The 20,437-nt window shown below is 67.6% G+C and carries 16 protein-coding genes; 10 read left to right on the top strand and 6 right to left on the bottom strand.

The window, feature by feature from the left end; translation table 11 throughout:
- Nucleotides 1-70: 70 nt before the first annotated feature.
- The gene (locus AC5Y6X_RS02305; protein WP_499984109.1) at nucleotides 71-844 is read left to right on the top strand and encodes an STAS domain-containing protein; all 774 of its coding nucleotides are present in this window, start codon (nucleotides 71-73) and stop codon (nucleotides 842-844) included.
- A gap of 108 nt (nucleotides 845-952) precedes the next feature.
- The gene (locus tag AC5Y6X_RS02310) at nucleotides 953-1,822 is read left to right on the top strand and encodes an LLM class flavin-dependent oxidoreductase (RefSeq protein WP_499984114.1); all 870 of its coding nucleotides are present in this window, start codon (nucleotides 953-955) and stop codon (nucleotides 1,820-1,822) included.
- Nucleotides 1,823-1,825: 3 nt separating this feature from the next.
- Here the strand turns inward: AC5Y6X_RS02310 and AC5Y6X_RS02315 are convergent, their stop codons facing one another.
- From AC5Y6X_RS02315 to AC5Y6X_RS02325, 3 genes are all read right to left on the bottom strand, one after another.
- Nucleotides 1,826-2,632, bottom strand: a complete 807-nt coding sequence (locus AC5Y6X_RS02315) for an enoyl-CoA hydratase/isomerase family protein (protein WP_499984116.1) — start codon at nucleotides 2,630-2,632, stop codon at nucleotides 1,826-1,828.
- Between the two features lie 125 nt (nucleotides 2,633-2,757).
- Entirely contained in the window at nucleotides 2,758-4,698 is a 1,941-nt protein-coding gene (locus AC5Y6X_RS02320; protein WP_499984117.1) for a fumarylacetoacetate hydrolase family protein, read from the bottom strand.
- Entirely contained in the window at nucleotides 4,695-6,965 is a 2,271-nt protein-coding gene (locus AC5Y6X_RS02325; RefSeq protein ID WP_499984121.1) for an ATP-dependent DNA ligase, read from the bottom strand. The genes AC5Y6X_RS02320 and AC5Y6X_RS02325 overlap by 4 nt, the downstream gene beginning before the upstream one ends.
- 150 nt (nucleotides 6,966-7,115) lie before the next feature.
- Here AC5Y6X_RS02325 and AC5Y6X_RS02330 point away from each other — a divergent pair, with 150 nt between their 5' ends.
- The 7 genes from AC5Y6X_RS02330 to AC5Y6X_RS02360 all read left to right on the top strand — a co-directional run bounded on the left by AC5Y6X_RS02330 (nucleotide 7,116) and on the right by AC5Y6X_RS02360 (nucleotide 16,357).
- Entirely contained in the window at nucleotides 7,116-8,654 is a 1,539-nt protein-coding gene (locus AC5Y6X_RS02330) for a mannitol dehydrogenase family protein (protein ID WP_499984125.1), read from the top strand.
- Between the two features lie 8 nt (nucleotides 8,655-8,662).
- Nucleotides 8,663-9,499, top strand: coding sequence for an HAD family hydrolase (locus AC5Y6X_RS02335; protein WP_499985187.1), 837 nt, complete (start codon nucleotides 8,663-8,665; stop codon nucleotides 9,497-9,499).
- 66 nt (nucleotides 9,500-9,565) lie between these two features.
- A complete protein-coding gene (locus tag AC5Y6X_RS02340) occupies nucleotides 9,566-10,963 on the top strand; it encodes a mannitol dehydrogenase family protein (RefSeq protein WP_499985189.1) in 1,398 nt (465 codons plus the stop codon).
- Nucleotides 10,960-11,892 carry a carbohydrate kinase family protein gene (locus AC5Y6X_RS02345; RefSeq protein ID WP_499984127.1) on the top strand — a complete coding sequence of 311 codons (933 nt, stop codon included), beginning with the start codon at nucleotides 10,960-10,962 and terminating at the stop codon, nucleotides 11,890-11,892. Before AC5Y6X_RS02340 ends, AC5Y6X_RS02345 begins: the two co-directional genes overlap by 4 nt.
- Nucleotides 11,893-11,953: 61 nt before the next feature.
- Complete coding sequence (gene ku, locus AC5Y6X_RS02350) at nucleotides 11,954-12,889, top strand: non-homologous end joining protein Ku (RefSeq protein ID WP_324674512.1); 936 nt, start codon at nucleotides 11,954-11,956, stop codon at nucleotides 12,887-12,889.
- Between the two features lie 18 nt (nucleotides 12,890-12,907).
- Nucleotides 12,908-14,026: a phosphate ABC transporter substrate-binding protein PstS gene (gene pstS / locus AC5Y6X_RS02355; protein WP_324674511.1), complete on the top strand. Its 1,119-nt coding sequence runs from the start codon at nucleotides 12,908-12,910 to the stop codon at nucleotides 14,024-14,026.
- A 270-nt stretch (nucleotides 14,027-14,296) separates the two neighbouring features.
- Nucleotides 14,297-16,357 carry a serine/threonine-protein kinase PknD gene (locus AC5Y6X_RS02360; protein ID WP_499984129.1) on the top strand — a complete coding sequence of 687 codons (2,061 nt, stop codon included), beginning with the start codon at nucleotides 14,297-14,299 and terminating at the stop codon, nucleotides 16,355-16,357.
- Here the strand turns inward: AC5Y6X_RS02360 and pstA are convergent.
- Genes pstA through pstS (AC5Y6X_RS02375) form a run of 3 tightly spaced genes read right to left on the bottom strand, consistent with a single transcriptional unit; the run spans nucleotide 16,354 to nucleotide 19,365 of the window.
- Nucleotides 16,354-17,256, bottom strand: coding sequence for a phosphate ABC transporter permease PstA (gene pstA, locus AC5Y6X_RS02365; protein WP_499984131.1), 903 nt, complete (start codon nucleotides 17,254-17,256; stop codon nucleotides 16,354-16,356). The genes AC5Y6X_RS02360 and pstA overlap by 4 nt on opposite strands.
- Nucleotides 17,253-18,239: a phosphate ABC transporter permease subunit PstC gene (gene pstC, locus AC5Y6X_RS02370; RefSeq protein ID WP_499984134.1), complete on the bottom strand. Its 987-nt coding sequence runs from the start codon at nucleotides 18,237-18,239 to the stop codon at nucleotides 17,253-17,255. The genes pstA and pstC overlap by 4 nt, the downstream gene beginning before the upstream one ends.
- A gap of 10 nt (nucleotides 18,240-18,249) precedes the next feature.
- Nucleotides 18,250-19,365 carry a phosphate ABC transporter substrate-binding protein PstS gene (pstS, locus tag AC5Y6X_RS02375; RefSeq protein ID WP_499984137.1) on the bottom strand — a complete coding sequence of 372 codons (1,116 nt, stop codon included), beginning with the start codon at nucleotides 19,363-19,365 and terminating at the stop codon, nucleotides 18,250-18,252.
- 279 nt (nucleotides 19,366-19,644) lie between these two features.
- Between pstS (AC5Y6X_RS02375) and AC5Y6X_RS02380 the strand changes: the two genes are divergently transcribed.
- Nucleotides 19,645-20,436: an SDR family oxidoreductase gene (locus AC5Y6X_RS02380; RefSeq protein ID WP_499984139.1), complete on the top strand. Its 792-nt coding sequence runs from the start codon at nucleotides 19,645-19,647 to the stop codon at nucleotides 20,434-20,436.
- Nucleotide 20,437 lies beyond the last annotated feature (1 nt).

Consider the following 20,437-nt stretch of genomic DNA (forward strand, 5'->3'; position numbering starts at 1 on the left):
GACACAACCGTTCGCAAATGACTTGCTCACTGATCGCGGTCGGCGAAAATGGTCCCGGTAGCGGAAAGGGGTGGCTGCGGTGAGTGCGGTATCGGAGTCGCCGAACTCGCTGGCCGTCGCGGCGCGGACGGACAAGTCGGTGGCCGTGCTGACCGTCGAGGGCGTGCTTGACGCCGGCAACTTCGCGCCGCTGCGCGACAGCATCACCAAGGCCACGCTGGACAAGCCCTCCGCGGTGGTCGTCGACATCAGCGCGCTTCGAGTGCCCGAGGAATCGGCGTTGTCGGCTTTCATCAGCGCGCGCTGGCAGCTCGAGGCCCAGCCGGACGTGCCGATCGTGCTGGTCTGCGCGCATCGCGCCACCCGCGAGGCGGTCACCCGCGGCGCGGTCGCGCACTTCATGCCGGTGTATTCGACCGAGGCGGCGGCGATCAAGGCCCTCGACCGGCTCACTCGTCGCCCGGTCCGGCGCGCCGACGCCGAGCTGCCCGCAAACCTGACCAGCCTGCGCGAGTCACGCCGCCTGGTCCGCGAGTGGCTCACCGCCTGGTCCCAGTCAGCGCTCATCCCGGTCGCGCTGGTCGTGGTCAACGTGTTCGTGGAAAACGTGCTGGAACACACCGGCAGCGTCCCGCTGATGCGGCTCGAGACCGACGGCTCGACGGCGACCATCGCGGTGGCCGACGACAGCACCACGCCCGCCGTGCGGCTGCCGTCGCCGGACAAGGGCATCGACGTGTCCGGCTTGGCGATCGTCGAGGCGTTGTCCCGCGCGTGGGGCAGCACGCCCACGTCGAGGGGCAAGACCGTCTGGGCCGTCATCGGCCCGGAGAACCAGCTCTGACTTCCGGAGCCTTTCGGAGCCTTTCGGAGACTTTCGGACCCCGGGCGCGGGTCAAACTAGAACACGTTCTAATCTCGTGTTATTGCCCGTTGACGGAAGGTGGACGACGTGCGGTTCAGCTTTGCGGAGTCACTGACCGACCCTTCGTTTTACATCCCGCTGGCCAAGGCCGCCGACGCGGCCGGCTACCACAGCATGACGATCGCCGACAGCATCGCCTACCCCTTCGAATCCGACTCGAAGTACCCGTACACCCCCGACGGCAACCGCGAGTTCCTGGACGGCAAGGAGATCGTCGAGGCGTTTGTGCTGGCGGCGGCGCTGGGTGCGGTGACGACGAACCTGCGGTTCAACTTCTTCGTCCTCAAGATGACCGTCCGGCATCCCGTGCTGACGGCCAAGCAGGCGAGTTCACTGGCCGTGCTGACCGGCAACCGGTTGGGACTCGGCGTCGGCACCAGCCCGTGGCGGGAGGACTACGAGCTGTTGGGGATCCCGTTCGCCAAGCGCGGCAAGCGGATGGACGAATGCATCGAGATCGTGCAGGGCCTCACCACGGGCGAGTACTTCGAGTTCCACGGCGAGTTCTACGACATCCCCAAGGCCAAGATGAGCCCGGCCCCGACCCGGCCGATCCCGATCCTGGTCGGCGGCCACGCCGATGCGGCGCTGCGCCGCGCGGCGCGCCTGGACGGCTGGATGCACGGCGGTGGCACCGACCCCGAGGAGCTCGACCGGCTCATCGCCCGCGTGTTGAAATACCGCGAAGAGGAGGGCAAGACGGGCCCGTTCGAGATCCACGCGATCTCGACGGACGCCTACACCGCGGACGGCATCAAGCGCCTCGAGGACAAGGGCGTCACCGACGTCATCGTGGGCTTCCGGTACCCCTACATCAACGGACCCGACACCGAACCGCTGGAGGACAAGATTCGCCACCTGGAACGGTACGCCGAAAAGGTGATGTCGAAAGTCTAAGCGTCACAGCGGATCCCACTTCGGTGCCCGCTTCTCCCGATGCGCCTTGGCGGCCTCGACCGGGTTGTTGGTGAAACCGGACAGGATCTGCGTTCGGTTCTCCAGCTCGATGGCATGCCGCAGGCTCGGCGCGTCCAGCGCCGCGTTGAGGCCAATCTTGGTCTGCCACACGCCATAAGCGTTATTCTCGGCGATCGAGCGGGCCAGCCGCAGGGCCGCCGGCATCAGCTCGTCCGGCGCCACCACCTCGTGCACCAGCTTGATGCGATAGGCCTCGGCGGCGTCGATGATCCGGCCGGTCAGCATGAGCTCGCGCGCCACGCCGGCGCCGACGATTTTCGGCAGCAGGTAGCTGGTGCCCATGTCCATCGACGAGAAGCCGGCCTTGATGAACGCGGACCCGAACCTGGCCTGCTCGGACGCGACCCGGATGTCGCTGACCAACGCGAACGCCAGCCCGCCCCCGACGGCGACGCCGTTCACCGCGGCGATCACCGGGATGTCGAGCTCGTAAAGCCGGGTGAACAGGTTGGCCAGGCGGACCTGGGAGTCGTAGTTGACCTTGAATGCGGGGCTGGTCGGTTTGGCCTTGGTCCACGCCTGGCCGGTGCCACTCAAATCGGCGCCGGCGCAGAATCCGCGACCGGCGCCGGTGAGGATCGCGACCCGAAATTCACCGCCGCCGAGCGCATCCAGGGCATGGTCCACGCCGTCGATCAGCGATCCGTCGATGGCGTTCAGCCGCTCCGGCCGGTTCAGGGTGATGCGGGCGATATTGTCCTCGATTTTTTCCAGTTCCACTGCTGACATACCCAAACCGTATGCGGCCGCCGCAGCGAAGGAGAAGCCATTCGATACCTCCGCCGACCTGACCGCGAGACTGCAACTGGCGACGGCTCCACTCGGGCGATGTGTTGCCAGTTGCAGTCTCGCGGTCAGAGCGAGCGCTTGGCCAGCCACTCGGCCTGCATCGTCAGCAGCGCCATGACCTCCAGCTGCGGGGTCGCGGGGTCGAGTTCGCGGTAACGCTGATAGACGTTGACGACGACGCGCTCGGCGTCCAGCCACGTCGCATACTCCCCGAGGTCGATGCTGTCTGCGGCCTCGGCCCACGTCAGGCCCTTGCGGTAGGCGGCCTCGGCCTGCGCGGCGACGTACGCGAGATAGCCACGCACGGCGCGGATTCCGTCGGGGTCGGTGACCGGCCCGTGGCCGGGCACCACGATCGGGGCGTCCAGCGCGATCATCACATCGCAGGCGCGTATCCAGTTGGCGATGGGGCCGGCCCACACGATCGGGGTGCAGCCGATGAACAGCAGGTCCCCGCCGAACAACACCCCCGCGTCGGGAACATGCACCACCGAATCGGCGGCGGTGTGGGCGGGGCCGAGGTTCAGCAGGTCGACCCGCCGGCCGCCGACCTCGATGGTCAGGTCGCCCTCGAAGGTCTGGTCGGCGTTGCGCAGCTTGATGCCGCTGAAGTCGAAGTGCCCGAACCGGTCTCGCACGTACGGCGTCGCGACGGGGCCGAGGTTGGCGGTCTGCGCCATGGCCAGCATCTCGGGCGCCATCCCGTGCGCGATCTCGTAGGCGGTGCCCCGCGCGGCGATGATCCGCACCGAATCGTCGAGCAGTTGATTGCCGTGGGTGTGGTCGCCGTTGGAATGCGTGATCAGGGCGTCGGTGATGGGCGCGGAGCCGGTGATCGGTCGCATGGCGGTGAGCATTTCGCGGGTCAGCGCCAGGTCGAACAGGGTGTCGACAAGCAGCGACGCGCCGTCGCCCGCGACCAGCCCGGCGTTGCTCCAGCCGTAGCCGCCGTCGGGCAGCGTCCACGCCCACACCCGGTCGGCGACCTCGTGCAGGCCCCGGGTGTACGGCACCCGCGCGTGGGCCGGGTTGACCCGGGCGGCCGGCGGCGCGGTGTCCGGGTTGGGCCGCACCGGCAGCGGATGCGGCGCGGCGCTGGCGCGCACCGTTTGCCGGGTCTCCCCCAGCCCCTGCACCCGCAAAGTCACGACGTCGCCGTCGTGCAGCCAGCCCGGAAAGGATTCCAGCGCAGCGGGATTGAGGTGCTCGACCAGCGTGCAGGTGGGCACGGTGCCGGAGCCGATGACGTCGCCGGGGCGCAGCGTCACCCCGCGGGACACGTAGGAGATGACCTCACCGAAGCTCCAGTCCATCTGGGCGGTGGACCCCGAACCGATCACGGTGTCGTTCACCAGCGCGGTCACCTGCAGATCGAGCCTGCCGTCGCGAAGGTACGACTGCAGCTCGTCGGGCGTGACGAGGTAGGGCCCCAGCGTGACCCCGCTGTCCTTCCCCTTGCCCTGCCCGATCCCGAGCTGGCTCTCCAGCTGCTGCAGGTCCCGCGCCGACCAGTCGTTGAAGATCGTGTAGCCGATGATGGCCAGCTCGGCCTGCTCGACCGTCAGGTCCTTGCCGCCGGCGCCGATGACCGCCGCGATCTCCAATTCGAAGTCTTGCCAAGCGCTTCCGGGCGCCGTCGGCGCGTCGTCGTAGGGGCCCAAAACCGTTGTCGGGCAGGCGAAGTAGAAGGCGGGGATGCGATACCAGGTGTCGGCGAGCACCCGGCCGGCGCCCAGCGCGGCCTGGCAGTTGCGCATGTGGTCCAAGAAGCACAGCGAATCGCGGATCGAGGGCGGGCGCGGGATCGGCGCCATCAGCGTCACCTCGCCGAGCGGCACCACCGCCGACGGCGACCGCAAGGCGTCCTCGCCGGCCTGTCGCAGCCCGTCGGCGCCGCGCCCGATCAGGTCGAGCAGCGCCACTCCCGGCGGCATCGCGTGGATCGTGTCACCGGAGAGGACCCCGGCCCGTTCGCCGTCGGCGCCTCGATACGTCACCCATTTCATTCGCGGATCACCTCACTCGGTTCCTTGTCCGGACGCAGCCCGCGCCAACTCGGTTGGCGCAGCCGGTTATCCGGGGTCCACTCGCTGTAGCGCACCTCCCCGACCAACACCGGCTCGACGAAGGTCACGCCCTTGGCGTCACGCGTCGGAAGGCGGGTGTCGAAGGGAGACTGGTCGGTGTGCAGCGGCGCCAGCATCTTCTTCAGCTTGGCCAGGTCGCGTTCGGTGAAGCCGGTGCCGACTCGCCCGGCGAAGCGCAGCCCGCCGGGGCCGGGGATGCCGACCATCAGCGAGCCGATGCCGCTGCTGCGCCCGCCCTCCCCGGCCTTCCAGCCGCCGATGACGACTTCCTGCGTGTGCCAATGCTTGTCCTTCAGCCACGACGACGAGCGGCGCCCCGGCTGGTAGGTGGAGTCCCGTTTCTTGGCGATCACGCCCTCCCAGCCGCGCTCGCGGGAGTGCTCGAGAGCCTCGGCACCGTCGCCGGGCAGCAGTTCGGGAACGATGAGACTGCCCGCGCCGGCCAGGGTTTCCAGCAGCTTTCGCCGGTCTTGATATTTGGCGCGCAACAGCGAGCGGCCGTCGAGATACAGCAGGTCGAACGCCCAGTACTGGATGTGGGTGCCGCGGCCGCGGTTCTGCATCGCGTGAAAGCTGGGCACGCCCGAGGCGTCCAACACGACGGCCTCGCCGTCGAGCACCACGTGATGATCGGCTAGATCGGCTGCCAGCGAACGCAATTCGGGGTATTCCCCGGTGACCTCGCGGCCGCGTCGAGACCGCACCCGCAGGTGGCCGTGGTCGGCCTCCACCAACAGCCGGTAGCCGTCCCACTTGCCCTCGAAGGCCCACTGGCCGGCCGGCAAGGCCGCCACCGACCGCTCGGTGGCGAGCATGGGCGTGATCTCGTCGAATTCGAAGACCTTCTGGTCCTTCATCCGGTGGGCCAGCCATTGGTCCCCGTTGGTCTGAATCAGCGCGTAGCGCCCGGAAATTCGTTTCCCGTGCAGGTTGACGATGACCTCTCCGTTTTCGGCGGGGTCATCGCGGAACTTCTCGGCCTCGTAGGTTCCGGCGTCCCAGATGATCACCTTGCCGGCGCCGTACTCGCCCTTGGGAATGGTGCCCTCGAAGGTGGCGTATTCCAAAGGGTGATCCTCGGTGTGCACGGCGAGGTGGTTCACCGACGTGGTCTCGGGCAGGTTCTTCGGCACCGCCCACGACACCAGCACCCCGTCGCGTTCCAGCCGGAAGTCGTAGTGCAGCCGACGGGCGTGGTGCTCCTGGATCACGAACGTATTGCCCTGGCCGGTGGCGGGTTTCGCCAACGGCACCGGCTCGGGGGTCTTCGACGGGTCGCGCATGCCGCGGTACTTGGCCAACCGGTCCGCCGCGGGCAGGTCGGCGTCCAGCGCCGCCAGCAGGTCTCCGTCACGGGCCACCCGGGCCAACACCTCGTCGTAGCGCAACTGGCGCACCTCGGGGTCCTCGAGCTCCTCCCAGGTGCGCGGCGCCGCGACCGTCGGATGCTCCCGGCCGCGCAGCGAATAGGGCGCGATGGTGGTTTTGGCGCCGTTGTTCTGGCTCCAGTCCAAGAACACCTTGCCCGCCCGCAGGCTCCTGGTCATGGTCGCCGTGACCAGCTTGGGCATGGTCTTCTCCAGTTGCTGCGCAACCCGTTTGGCCAACACCGCCGCGCCCCGGCTGCTCACCGGCTGATCCAGCGGCGTGTACAGGTGCAGCCCCTTGCTGCCGCTGGTGAGCGGGAACGTGGTCAGCCCGATGCCGGTGATCAGGTGCCGCACCGCATGCGCCACCTCGCAGAGCTGGGCCATCGTCACGCCCTCGCCCGGATCCAGGTCGAACACCAGTCGGGTCGCCGGGCCCGGCTTGAGTTCTTCGGCCCGGCTTCGGGTCCACTCGGCCACGAACCGCCACTGTGGCACGTGCACCTCCAGCGCCGCCTGCTGCGCGATCCAGGCCAGCGCGTCGCGGCTGCCGATGATCGGATACGTCGTCGTACCCGACCGGTGGGTCACGCTGGCCCGCGGCAGCCAGTCGGGCGCCGACGACGCCAGCTGCTTTTCGAAAAACGACGCCTGCTCGACTCCGTTGGGCCAGCGCTTGCGCGTCGCCGGGCGGCCCGCGATGTGCGGGAGCATCACGTCGGTGATGCGGGTGTAGTAGTCGAAGACGTCACCCTTGGTGGTTCCGGTGGCGGGGTAGAGCACCTTGTCGGCATTGGTGAGCTTCACCCGCGGCGACATGGTGTAAACCTACGCCGGGCCATGACGGCGCATATCGGTGTGGCCAAGTTCACGGTATCGGCGAAACGGCTGATGAAGACGCAATAGAGGCCACAACGGCTACCCGCTCGCTTCGCGAATTGCGTTCACCGTGGGTAAGTTCGGCCAGCGATGCGCCACGCCGACTGTCTTACGAACGTCGTCACTCAGGGCTGCACGACCGGGGTTCCGCTGAGCGACGCCACCCTGCCCCTACACTCTCCGCGGATCGATGTGCCAACCTATGACAGATCGGCCCTGCGGCCCGGTGTCGTTCACATCGGGGCGGGTAACTTTCACCGCGCGCACCAGGCGGTGTACTTCGATGACGTTGCCCGCTCGGGCATTTCCCGCCAGTGGGGGGTCACCGGTGTCAGTCTGCGCTCCCGCGACGTGAAAGACCTGCTGTCCGCCCAGGATGGGCTCTACACCGTCGTGCAGCGCGGCCATGACCACCAAACGGCCCGCGTCGTCGGCTCGATCGCGTCCTATCACTACGCGCCCAACGACAACGCCGCGGTCCGGGCCGCCCTCGCCGATCCCCAAACCCGCATCGTCAGCCTGACGGTCACCGGCAACGGGTACTACCTGGATCCGGTCACCTGCGAGTTCGACGCCACCCATCCCGACGTGCGGGCCGACCTTGTCGCGTCGAATTGCTTTGTCACCGCGTGGGCGTACCTGGCCGAGGCGCTCGACCGGCGCCGCCGCGCCGGAATCGCCCCGTTCACGGTTCTCTGCTGCGACAACATTCCCGGCAACACCCAGGCGGCCCGGACGGCGCTGGTGTCGTTCGCGGCGCTGAAGGACCCCGGGCTCGCCCGCTGGATCGACACACACGTCGCGTTCCCGTCGACCATGGTCGACCGCATCACCCCCGCGACGTCGGACTCGGAGCGCGAATTCGTCGAGCGCACGTTCGGCGTCGCCGACAACTGGCCGGTGCTGACCGAACCGCATTGCCAATGGGTGATCGAGGACGCGTTCAGCCACGGCCGCCCACCGCTCGACGAGGTCGGCGCCCAGTTCGTGGCGGACGTCAGCGACCACAAGCTCGTCAAGACCCGTCTGCTCAACGGGACCCATATCGCGATCGCGTGCCTGGCCACGCTGGCCGGCTACCGGCGCACCGACGAGGCGATGGGGAACCCCGTCATCTTCGATTACGTCGAGCAGCTCATGCGCGATGAGATTCAGCCGCTGCTGCCGGCGGTGCCCGGGATGAACACGCCCGGCTACCGCAACACGTTGCTCAGCCGGCTCAGCAATCCCCGCATGAGCGACCAGCTCTCGCGGCTGGCGCGCCGGGGGTCGACGAAGATGTCGTCGTTCCTGCTGCCCTCCCTGCAGGAGGCGATCGCGAAGGGCCGGCCGCACAATCTGCTGATGCTGGCGGTAGCCGGGTGGGCGCGCTACCTGCGCGGCGATGACCTGAACGGCCGCAAGATCCGCATCGACGATCCGCAGGAGGAATTGCTGACCAGGCTGGCGACCATGGGACGCAACAACCCCGCTCCGTTGCTGCGCCACGAGATTTTCGCCGAACTGCGTTTCGTCCCCGGTTTCAGCGAGCGCCTCGGCGAGATGATCGCCGACATCGACGAGCGCGGCGTGATACCCGCGCTGCGCCGATCGTTGCGGGACAACGTGCGGGAGCTGGTGTTGCAGTGAACCAGCCGATGTTTGTGCGCCAATTCGACCCCGCACCGATAACGACGTTGCTCTGCGACGCCGACGACAACCTGTTCCCTTCCGAGAAACCGGCATTCGCGGCCTCGGTCGAGGTGATCAACCGTTTCCTGGCCAGGTTCGGCGTGCGGGCCCCGTTCACCGCCGAGGAGCTGCGCAGGCAGGCCGTCGGAAAGAACTTTCGCAGCACCGCCCTCGATCTGGCCGTGGCGTCCGGGGTGCCCCTGGAGCCGACGCTGGCGCAGGGCCACCCGACCGCCGTCGTCGCCTCGGATGGCGATGCGGCAGCCGATCGCGCGCTGTGCGCCGACGAACTCGAGGACTGGGTGCGCCGGGAACGCGAGCACGTCACCGCGCACCTGGCCGCCACCCTGAAACCCGATCCCGAGGTGCTTGCTCCGCTGCAGGCCCTCGCGTCGCGGTACACGTTGGCGGCGGTCAGCTCCAGCGCCAGCAAGCGCCTGGCCGCCTGCTTCGACGTCACCGGCCTGGATCCGCTCATTCCGGCGGGTCTGCGCTTCAGCGCAGAGGACTCGCTTCCCACGCCGACGAGCAAGCCCAACCCCGCGGTGTATCTGCATAGCGGCGAGGTCATGGACGTCGACGCCGAGCAGGGCCTGGCCATCGAAGACTCCGTCGCCGGTGTCACCTCCGCGGTCGGGGCCGGCTTCGCCACCGTCGGCAATCTGATGTTCGTCCCGGCCGACGAAAGGCAGTGCCGCCGAACGGAATTGATCGATGCCGGCGCGGTCGCGATAGTCGACTCGTGGCGCGCCCTGGCCGACGTCCTCACGTTGTCGCCCGCGACGGGTGGGGTTTCCGGCTAATCTGGGCATCGTCACCGACGATCCGGGTCGTGCCCCGGGAGGAGTTGGCCAATGGTGGCTAGCGCGATGGATCTGAACAACGCGACGCTGACCAAACTGCCGATCGCCACGCCGAACTATGACCGCGGCGGCGTCGGCGTCGGCATCGCGCACATCGGGGCCGGTCACTTCCACCGGGCGCATCAGGCCATGTACATCGACCGGTTGCTGCAGCGGGGCCTGGCGCGCGAGTGGGGCATCTGCGGGGTCGGGGTGATGCCCGGCGACTGGACGATGCGCGACGTGCTGCGCGACCAGGACGGGCTGTACACGCTGATCCTGGAGAACCCCGATGGCAGCCGGGACGCCCAGGTGATCGGCTCGATCATCGACTACCGCTACGCGCCCGACGATCCGGAGGCGGCGGCGGAGCTGCTGGCCGCGCCGACCACCCGGATCATTTCGCTGACCATCACCGAGGGTGGTTACCGCGACGTGGACGGACCCGCGTTCGCGTTGATCACCGAGGCGCTGGACCGCCGCCGCGGCCGCGGGATCGCCGCGCCGACAATCGCGTCGTGCGACAACATCGAGAGCAACGGCGAGGTCGCCAAGCGCGCCGTCCTCGCGAACGCCGAACAACGGGATCCCGGGCTCGCCGAGTGGGTGGCGGAGCACAGCCGGTTCCCGAGCTCGATGGTGGACCGGATCACCCCGACCACCACGCTGGAGATGGCCGAGACGGTGCGGCGCGACCTGGGTGTCGCCGACCGGTGGCCGGTGGTGGCCGAGCCGTTCAGCGCCTGGGTCCTCGAGGACGACTTCTGCGACGGCAGGCCGCCTTTGGAGCAGGCGGGCGTGTTGCTGGTCGACGACGTCGCCCCGTACGAGGCGATGAAGCTGCGGTTGCTCAACGCCGGGCATCAGTGCCTGTGCTACTTCGCCCACCTGTGCGGCTTCGAGTACGTGCACGACGCGGCGCGCGATCCGCTGTTCGCCGAATTCCTGCTCGCCTACTTCGATTTCGAGGCCATTCCGACGCTGGCGCCGGTGCCCGGGATCGACCTGTACGAGTACACGCGGAAACTGATCGAGCGGTTCGCCAACCCCGGCGTGCGCGACACCATCGCGCGGCTGTGCGCCTACTCGTCGGACCGCATCCCGAAATGGCTGCTGCCGGTGATCCGCGACAACCTCGCCAACGACGGGTCGGTTCGGCTGGCGGCGGCGACGGTGGCCAGCTGGGCCCGCTACGCCGAAGGCGTCGACGAATGGGGTGAGCCGATCGAGGTGGTGGATCAGCTGGCCGACTCGCTGGTACCGATCGCCCGGTCGCAGTACGAGCAGCCCACCGCGTTCATCGAGATCACCGCGGTGTTCGGGGACCTGGCCCAGCAGCCGAGCTTTGTGCAGGCCTACCGCTGGGCGCTGGATTCGTTGCACCGCAAGGGAGCTCGGGCGACGCTGCAGGCCTTGGTGCGATGACCCGAGGGCTGGTGATCGGCGAGTCGCTGATCGACATCGTCGACGGCGACCCCCCGGCCGAACATGTCGGCGGCAGCCCGCTGAACGTCGCCGTCGGTTTGGGCAGGCTGGGCCGAGACGTCGATTTCCTGACGCACATCGGCGACGATCCGCACGGCCGGTGGATCGCCGACTACGTCGATTCCGCAGGGGTGCAACTCGTTTCGGGGAGCCGGGGTGCCGACCGAACGCCGACCGCGCGATTGACCGTCGGCGAGGACGGGTCGGCGGAGTACGCGTTCGACCTGGATTGGCGGCTTTCCGGCACACCGGTGGTAACGCCGCCGCTTTTCGTGCACACCGGATCGATTGCCGCCGTGCAGGAACCGGGCTGCCTGGCGGTCGCCGCGCTCGTCGACACCTACCGCGTCTCGGCCACCGTCACCTTCGATCCCAACGTCCGCCCCTCGCTGATCGTGGACCGGGACCTGGCCCGCGAACGCATCGAGCATCTGGTGGAGCGCAGCGACGTCGTGAAGGTCAGCGAGGAGGATCTGCGCTGGATCGACCCCGACCGTCCGCCCGAGCGAATCGCCGAAACCTGGCTGGCGCTGGGTCCCGCCGTCGTCGCGGTGACGATGGCCGACCGGGGAGCGACGGCGCTCTGCGCGGCCGGCCGGGCGCGGGTTCCCGCCCGGCGGGTGAACGTGGTCGACACCGTCGGCGCCGGCGATGCGTTCATGGTCGGCCTGATCGATGCGCTTTGGGGATCCGGCCTGCTGGGCGGCGACCGGCGCGACCGGCTGCGTCGCATCGGGCTTGACGCGCTGACCGCCGCGCTCGAGTCGGCCAGCCTGTCGTCGGCCCTGACCGTCGCCCGCGCCGGCGCCGATCTGCCCGACCGCGCGGCCCTGCGGGCGCAGGCCGCTCCGCCTGGTCGTTCCTGCTAGAAACCCCGGCGCGCGGGCCCGCGCGCTGTTTTGCCACCGGCGGTATGGGCATACTTGCTGCATGCGCTCCATCTGGAAGGGCTCCATCGCGTTCGGGTTGGTTAACGTGCCGGTCAAGGTGTACAGCGCCACCGAGGACCACGACATCAAGTTCCATCAGGTGCACGCCAAGGACAACGGCCGCATCCGCTACCAACGCGTGTGCGAACTCGACGGCGAGGTCGTCGAATACCGGGACATCGCCCGGGCCTTCCAGTCCGACGACGGCCAAATGGTGGTCATCACCGACGACGACCTCTCCACCCTGCCCGAGGAACGCAGCCGCGAAATCGAGGTGCTGGAGTTCGTCCCGGCCGGCGACGTCGACCCGATGTTGTTCGACCGCAGCTACTTCCTGGAGCCGGATTCGAAGTCGTCGAAATCCTATGTGCTGCTGGCGAAGACGCTGGCCGAGACCGACCGGGTGGCCATCGTTCATTTCACGCTGCGCAACAAGACCCGCCTGGCTGCGTTGCGCGTCAAGGACTTCGGCAAGCGCGACGTGATGGTGGTGCACACGCTGTTGTGGCCCGACGAGATTCGTGATCCCGACTTCCCGGTGCTGGACAAGAAGGTCGAGGTCAAGCCTGCCGAGCTCAAGATGGCCGGGCAGGTGGTGGAATCGATGGCCGAGGAGTTCAACCCGGACCGCTACCACGACACCTATCAGGAGCAGCTGCACGAGCTCATCGAGGCGAAACTCGAAGGCGGGGAAGCGTTTACCACCGAGGAGCAGCCCAAGGAGTTGGACGAGACCGAAGACGTCTCCGACTTGCTCGCCAAGCTGGAAGCCAGCGTGAAGGCGCGATCCGGCAACGGAAAGGCGCCGGCGAAGAAGGCGCCGCCGAAGAAAACCACCGCGAAGAAGCCGGCCGCGAAGAAATCGCCCGCGAAGAAGGCGCCGGCCAAGAAGACTGCCGCCAAGAAGACCGCGGCCAAAGCCTCGTCGAAGTCGTGAGTCGTCTATAACAGTGCCATGAAGCTCACTCGATGCGGCGCCGGACTGAACCTGTTGCTTGTCGGCGCGCTGGTGCTGTCAGCCTGCGGCGGCCATTCCAACCAATCGTCGTCGTCGACCGGAACCAGCGCCTCGTCGGTGCCGGTGGCATGCGGCGGCAAGAAGAAGCTCGTGGCCAGCGGCTCGACCGCGCAGAAAAACGCGATCGAGCAGTTCGTCTACGCCTACATCCGCGCCTGCCCCGGCCACACGCTGGACTACAACGCCAACGGCTCCGGCGCCGGGATGAAGGAGTTCCTGAGCAACCAGACCGACCTGGCCGGCTCGGACTCGCCGATGGACGCGTCGAGGGGCGAGCCGGACCGGGCGGCGGAGCGCTGTGGCTCGCCGGCGTGGGACCTGCCGGTGGTGTTCGGTCCGATCGCGGTCACCTACAACGTCAACGGCCTGGGTTCGCTGAACCTCGACGGGCCCACCACCGCGAAAATCTTCAACGGCGCCATCACCCGATGGGACGACCCGGCGATCAAGGCACTCAACGGGGGAAACAACCTGCCGCCGACGCAGATTCACGTCGTTTTCCGCAGCGACAAATCCGGCACCACGGACAATTTCCAGAAGTACCTCGACGCCGCGTCCGACGGCGCGTGGGGTAAAGGCACCGGTCAGACGTTCAACGGGGGCGTCGGCGAAGGGGCCGCCGGCAACGACGGCACGTCGACGGCCCTGAAACGAACTGACGGGTCCATCACCTACAACGAGTGGTCATACGCGGTGGGCCATCAGCTGAGCATGGCCCAGATCATCACGTCGGCGGGCCCCAATCCGGTGACGATCACCACCGACTCGGTCGGCAAGACCATCGCCGGGGCCAGATTCAAGGGACAGGGCAACGACCTGGTGGTGGACACGTCGTCGTTCTACAAGCCGACCCAGGCCGGCGCCTACCCGATCGTGCTCGTGACCTACGAGGTCGTCTGCTCGAAGTATCCGGACGCCCCGACCGGAACCGCCGTGAAGGCGTTCATGCAGGCCACGATCGGGGACGGCCAGAAGGGTTTGGACGAGTACGGCTACATCCCGCTGCCGAACTCGCTGCAATCGAAGCTGGTTTCGGCGGTCAACGACATCTCGTGATCGCTGCGGACGACTCCGCCGCCGCCCGGCAGCCTGGCAAAATGCCCGTGTTGCGGGCGTAGCATTTAGCTAAAGTAAAGATGTCCTGCGGGGCAAAACCGCGTCTGTCACGTGCGAGTCGTGTTTCAGAGTTCGCTGTGAGAAGCCTGTATTTGTGGTAGTTACCCTCGCCTACGATTTACCGTGTGGTAACCAGCCGTTCAGACGCGGCAGCGCTGCATCGCGCCGCGGTCCGCGGCCGATCGGATCTGGGCGAAAGGGGCGACGACGGTGAACGACACCGTTTCGCGAGTAGGGACGCAGTTCGGGCCCTACCAGCTGAGGCGGCTCTTGGGCCGCGGCGGCATGGGCGAGGTCTATGAGGCCGAAGACACCCGAAAGCACCGGATCGTCGCGCTGAAGCTGATCTCGCAGCAATTCTCCGGCAACTCGGTGTTCCGGGCCCGCATGCAGCGTGAGGCCGACACCGCGGGGCGGCTCACCGAGCCGCACATCGTTCCCATCCACGACTACGGCGAAATCGACGGCCTGTTCTTCGTCGAGATGCGCATGATCGACGGTGTCTCACTGCGCACGCTGTTGACGAACTACGGTCCGCTGGCCCCGCCGCGGGCGGTGGCCATCGTGCGCCAGATCGCGGCCGCGCTGGACGCCGCGCACGCCAGCGGCGTCACCCATCGCGACGTCAAACCGGAAAACATCCTGGTCACCGGCAACGACTTCGCGTATCTGGTGGATTTCGGCATCGCCCGCGCGGCGACCGACCCGGGGCTGACCCAGAGTGGAGTCGCCGTGGGCACCTACAACTACATGGCCCCGGAGCGGTTCACCGGCGACGAGGTCACCTACCGCGCCGACATCTACGCGCTGGCCTGTGTGTTGGGCGAGTGTTTGATCGGGGCCCCGCCGTATCGCTCGGACAGCGTGGAACGGTTGATCGCCGCCCATCTGCTCGAGCCCGCGCCGCGGCCCAGCCAGCTGCGGCCCGGGCAGGTGCCGGCGGCCCTGGACGCGGTGATCGCCAAGGGCATGGCCAAAAACCCCGCGGAGCGCTATTCGACCGCGGGTGATTTGGCCGCAGCCGCCCACGACGCGCTGACCGCGCCCGAACAGCACCAAGAGGCCACCATCCTGCGGCAAGAGGGCGACAACGCGACCCTGCTGCCCAACGCGATGGGCAGTGGCCTGGGTCGCGCCTGGACCCATTACGACGGCTCGGTCGCCGGTCCCGCGACCGCACGCGCGCAGGCTTCTCAGGGTCGTTATGCCGGCGACGAAACGATGGCCCGGCCCGTGCCGCCCCCCAACGGGGTGTGGCCGTCGAACCCGAACGCACAAGGCCAGTGGGCACCGGCCCCGAGCACCGGCAGCTGGCGCAGCAAGCCGCCCAACCGGCCCCCGGTCGCCTCCACGCGCCCGCCCACGCTTGACCACCAGATCGCGGCGGCGCAGCCCGGAGACAGACGGAAGATGTGGGCGATCATCGGGGCCATCGCGGTCGCCGTGGTCGTTGTCATCATCGTGGCCGGATTTCTGATTTCGCGGCCCTCGTCGCCGTCCAAGCAGGCGAGCGGACAAACCGTGCTGCCGTTCAACGGCCTGAACTTCCGCCTCTCCCCGGGCGGCGTGGCGGTGGACAACTCCGGCACCGTCTACATCACCAACCAGGGCATGTACGGCCGGGTGGTGACGTTGCCGGCGGGATCGACGACGCCGGTGGTCAAGCCGTTCGCGGGCCTCTACGAGCCGCAGGGGGTGGCGGTGGACGGCGCTGGCACGATGTACGTCACCGACTTCAACAACCGGGTGGTGACGTTGGCGGCCGGGTCGAACAACCAGACCGTGCTGCCGTTCAACGGGCTCAACTACCCCGAGGGCGTCGTGGTGGACGGCCAGGGCAACGTCTACGTCGCCGACCGGGGCAACAACCGCGTGGTGAAGCTGCCCGCCGGCTCCAACGCTCAGGTCGACGTGCCGTTCACCGGCCTGAAGAATCCGGACGGGGTGGCCGTGGACACCGCCGGCAACGTCTACGTCACCGACACCGACAACAACCGGGTGCTGAAGTTGGACCAGGGGTCGAACAACCAGACCGTGCTCCCGTTCCCCGGCCTGAGCATCCCGTGGGGCATCGCAGTCGACAACGCCGGCGACGTGTTCGTCACCGAGCACGACAACAATCAGGTGCTGAAGCTGGCGGCCGGATCGAACGCCCCGACCGTGCTGCCGTTCAGCGGCCTCAACACCCCGCTGTCGGTGGCGGTGGACAAGGACGGCAACGTCTATGTCGGTGACCGCGGGAACAACCGAGTGCTGAAGCTCGCGCCCTAACGTCGCCGGGTCGCCAGGAAACGAAACGCCGTGGCCAACAGGTTGATCACGGCGACGATGATGATCAGCGTCAGCGCCGCACCCCAGATCCGCAGATAACCGGCGTGCTCGGGGTTGGTGAGTTCGGTGTAGATCAACAGCGGCAGCGAGGCCATGTTGCCGTTGAAGATGTCGAGGTTGATCGAACGGCTGTAGCCGACCAGCACCAGCACCGGCGCGGTTTCCCCGATGACGCGGGCGACGGACAGCAGAACACCCGAGAAGATGCCCGGCATCGCGATCGGAAAGACAATCCGCACAATGGTTTTCCACTTGGCGACGCCCAACGCGTAGCTGGCTTCCCGCAGCTCGTCGGGCACCAGGCGCAGCATCTCTTCGGTGGATCGCACCACCACCGGCAACATCAGCAGGACCAACGCCAGCGACACGGCGAAGGCGCTCTGCGGAAATCCCAGGGTGGCGATCCACAGGCTGAAAATGAACAGCGCCGCCACGATCGACGGAACCCCGGCGAGCACGTCGACCATGAAGGTGGTGACCCGCGCCAACCGGCCGGCACCGTATTCCACCAGCAACACCGCCGTCATCAGGCCGAGCGGCACGGCCAGGACGGTGGCGACCGCGGCCTGCGCCAGAGTGCCGTACAGCGCGTGGTAGATCCCGCCGGCGAACTCCTCCGGCAGCACGCCGCGCAGGGAGTGGGTCCACCAGCCCGACCGCGTCACGGCATACCAGCCCCGCGCGACGACCACCGATAGCAGCCACACCAGCGGCACCAGCGCGATGACGAACGAGGTGAGGAAAAGCGTTGTGGCGAGATGGTTTTTGAGGCGCCTCTTGATGCTGAGCGGGCGGTACAGCGCGGTCTTGACCGGCCGTTCGAGCGCGTCAACGGTCATGCGTTGACCTTCCCGCCGGCGACCATGCGGGCGGCGGCGTTGACCACGAAGGTCAGGACGAACAGCGCGAATCCCGCGGAAATGTAGGCCCCCGTCGGCAGCGGTTCACTGAATTCCGATGCCGCCGAGGCGATCTTGGAAGCGAACGTGTAGCCGCCGTCGAACAACGACCAGTGGCCGGGTTGGGCCGCCGAGCGCAGGATGATCAGCACCGCCACCGTTTCGCCCAGGGCGCGGCCCAGGCCCAGCATCGACGCCGCGACGACACCGCTGCGCCCGAACGGCAGCACGGTCATCCGCACCACTTCCCACTTGGTCGCGCCGAGCGCCTGCGCCGCCTCGATCTGGATGCGCGGGGTCTGCCGGAAGACCTCACGCGACACCGAGGTGACGATCGGCAGGATCATCACCGAGAGCACGATCCCGGCGGTGAAGATGGTGCCGCCGCCGGCCAGGGACACGTTGCCCTGCTTGAACAAGAACAACCACCCCAGGTTGCGGTTGAGCAACTTCGCGAACGGCTCGAGCTGGGGCGCCAGCACGAAGATGCCCCACAGCCCGAAAACGATGGACGGGACCGCGGCAAGCAGGTCCACGATCGCCCCGAACGGGCGCGACAACCGTCTCGGCGCGTACTGGGTGAGGAACACCGCGATCCCGACCGCGATGGGCACGGCCAGTACCAGGGCGAAGATCGAGCTCAACAGCGTGACCATCAACAGGTCGCGGATGCCGAACGCCAGGTGGTGGGCGTGGACGGTGTCGAACGTGGCGCTGGTGAAGAAATTCGCGTGGTTGGCGCGCAACGACGGGACGGCGCGCACCAACAGGAACACCGCGATCAGCACGATCGCGATCACGATCGTCGACCCGGCGGCGGCCGCGGCCGCCTTGAACAGCCGGTCGCGCCGCCGCACCTTGCCCAGATCGACGACGTCCAGCACAGGTTTCGTCCCGAGCTGGGCGAGCGCTTCTCGGGACATCAATCCCCGATCACGCGATGGCGTTGACCGACGCCGACAACCTCGACTTGAACGCGTCCGGGATGGGGATGTATCCGTTGTCCCCCAAGCCATTCTGGCCGCCACCGATTGTGCTCTGCAGGAACGCCTTCACGGCCGTGCCGACCTGGGAGTCGGGATACTTCGAGCAGACGATCTCATAGGTCGCCAGCACGATGGGGTAGGAACCGGGCTGCGTCGGCTTGTAGAACGAGTTGGTGTCCAGCACCAGGTCGTTGCCCTGCCCGCTGACGGTGGCGCCCGAGATCGTCTTGCCGACCGAGTCGGTGCTGATCGCCACCGCGTCCGGACCGGCCGACGTAATGACCTTAGCCATGTTCAGCTTCTGCGCCTGGGCGAACGACCATTCGTTGTAGGTGATAGATCCCTCCGTGGCCTTGATGGCGGCCGAGGTGCCGTCGTTGCCCTTGGCGCCCTCACCGACGCCGCCGTTGAACGTCTTCCCGGCGCCCTTGCCCCAGGCGCCGTTGGAGGCGGCATCGAGGTATTTCTGGAAGTTGTCCGTGGTCCCCGACTGGTCGTTGCGGAACACGACGTGAATCGGCTCGGCGGGCAGCGCGGTCCCGGCGTTGAGGTTCGCGATCGCGGGATCGTTCCAGGTGGTGATGGCGCCGTTGAAGATCTTCGCCGCCGTCGGACCGTCCAGGCTCAGCGAGCTCAGGCCCTTGACGTTGTAGGTGATGGCTATCGGGCCGAACACCACGGGCAGGTTCCACGCGGGTGAACCGCAGCGCTGCTGCGCGGCGGCGTACTCGTTCGGGGCCAATGGCGAGTCCGACCCGCCGAAATCGGTTTGGTTGCCGGTGAATTCGCTAATGCCGGCGCCCGAGCCATTGGCCGTGTAGTTCAGGGTCTGGCCCGGGCAGGCCTGCTCGAACGCGTTGACGAAGCGGGTCATCGCGTTGGCCTGGGCTGTCGACCCGCTGGCCTTCAGCGTCTTCTTCCCGCCGCAGGCCACCTTGCCCGACGGTGCGCCGCTCGTCGCGCTTCCGCCGGTGGCGTTGTTGTTGTCACTGCCGCACCCCGACAACATCAGCGCACCGGTGGTAAGGATGCTCAGCGCGGCACTAAATCGATTGAGGTTCAATTCAATTCCCCTAAGACGGTACGGATGAAATGTGCGTCGCCGCAGCCGGTGGCCGCGGTCCGCCGCCCTGCCGTGTTGCTCGCAGCCATGAAGCTAACAGTAGCAAGGTTAACGTTCGGCAAATCTATGTGTTATGGGCCTGATACGGCTTCCCCCTGGTGGTGGGCGCCGAATCGGCGCGCCCGTGTGACAAACTAGAACCTGTTTCAGAAATGCCTTTCTTCGGGGCCGCGAGGCTTGCTACCGTTTCGTCCGACAACTCAAAAGGAGAGGCCGCAAATGATCCTCGACAGGTTCCGTCTCGACGACAAAGTCGCCGTCATCACTGGTGGCGGCCGTGGCCTCGGCGCGGCCATCGCGCTGGCTTTCGCCGAAGCGGGCGCCGACGTCCTCATCGCCTCGCGGACACAATCCCAACTAGACGCCGTCGCAGAACAGGTCCGCGCGACCGGCCGCCGGGCGCACGCCGTCGCCGCCGACCTGGCTCATCCCGAAGCGACCGCCGAACTGGCAGGTCAGGCCGTCGAGGCGTTCGGAAAACTCGACATCGTCGTCAACAACGTGGGCGGGACCATGCCCAACACCCTGCTGACCACCTCGACCAAGGACCTCAAGGACGCCTTCACGTTCAACGTCGCCACCGCCCACGCCCTGACGGTCGCGGCGGTGCCGTTGATGCTCGAGCACTCCGGCGGCGGGAACATCATCAACATCACCTCCACCATGGGCCGGCTGGCCGGGCGCGGCTTCGCCGCCTACGGCACCGCCAAGGCGGCGCTGTCGCACTACACCCGGCTGGCGGCGCTGGACCTGTGCCCGCGCATCCGGGTCAACGCCATCGCACCCGGGTCGATCCTGACCTCCGCACTGGACGTGGTGGCCTCCAACGACGAGCTGCGCGCGCCGATGGAGAAGGTGACGCCGATGCGCCGGCTCGGCGATCCCGTCGACATCGCGGCCGCGGCAGTGTATTTGGCCTCGCCGGCCGGCGAGTTCCTGACCGGAAAGACGCTGGAGGTCGACGGCGGCCTCACCTTCCCCAACCTCGACATACCCGTCCCGGACCTGTGAG

The organism is Mycobacterium sp. NGS26 (genome assembly GCF_059813025.1).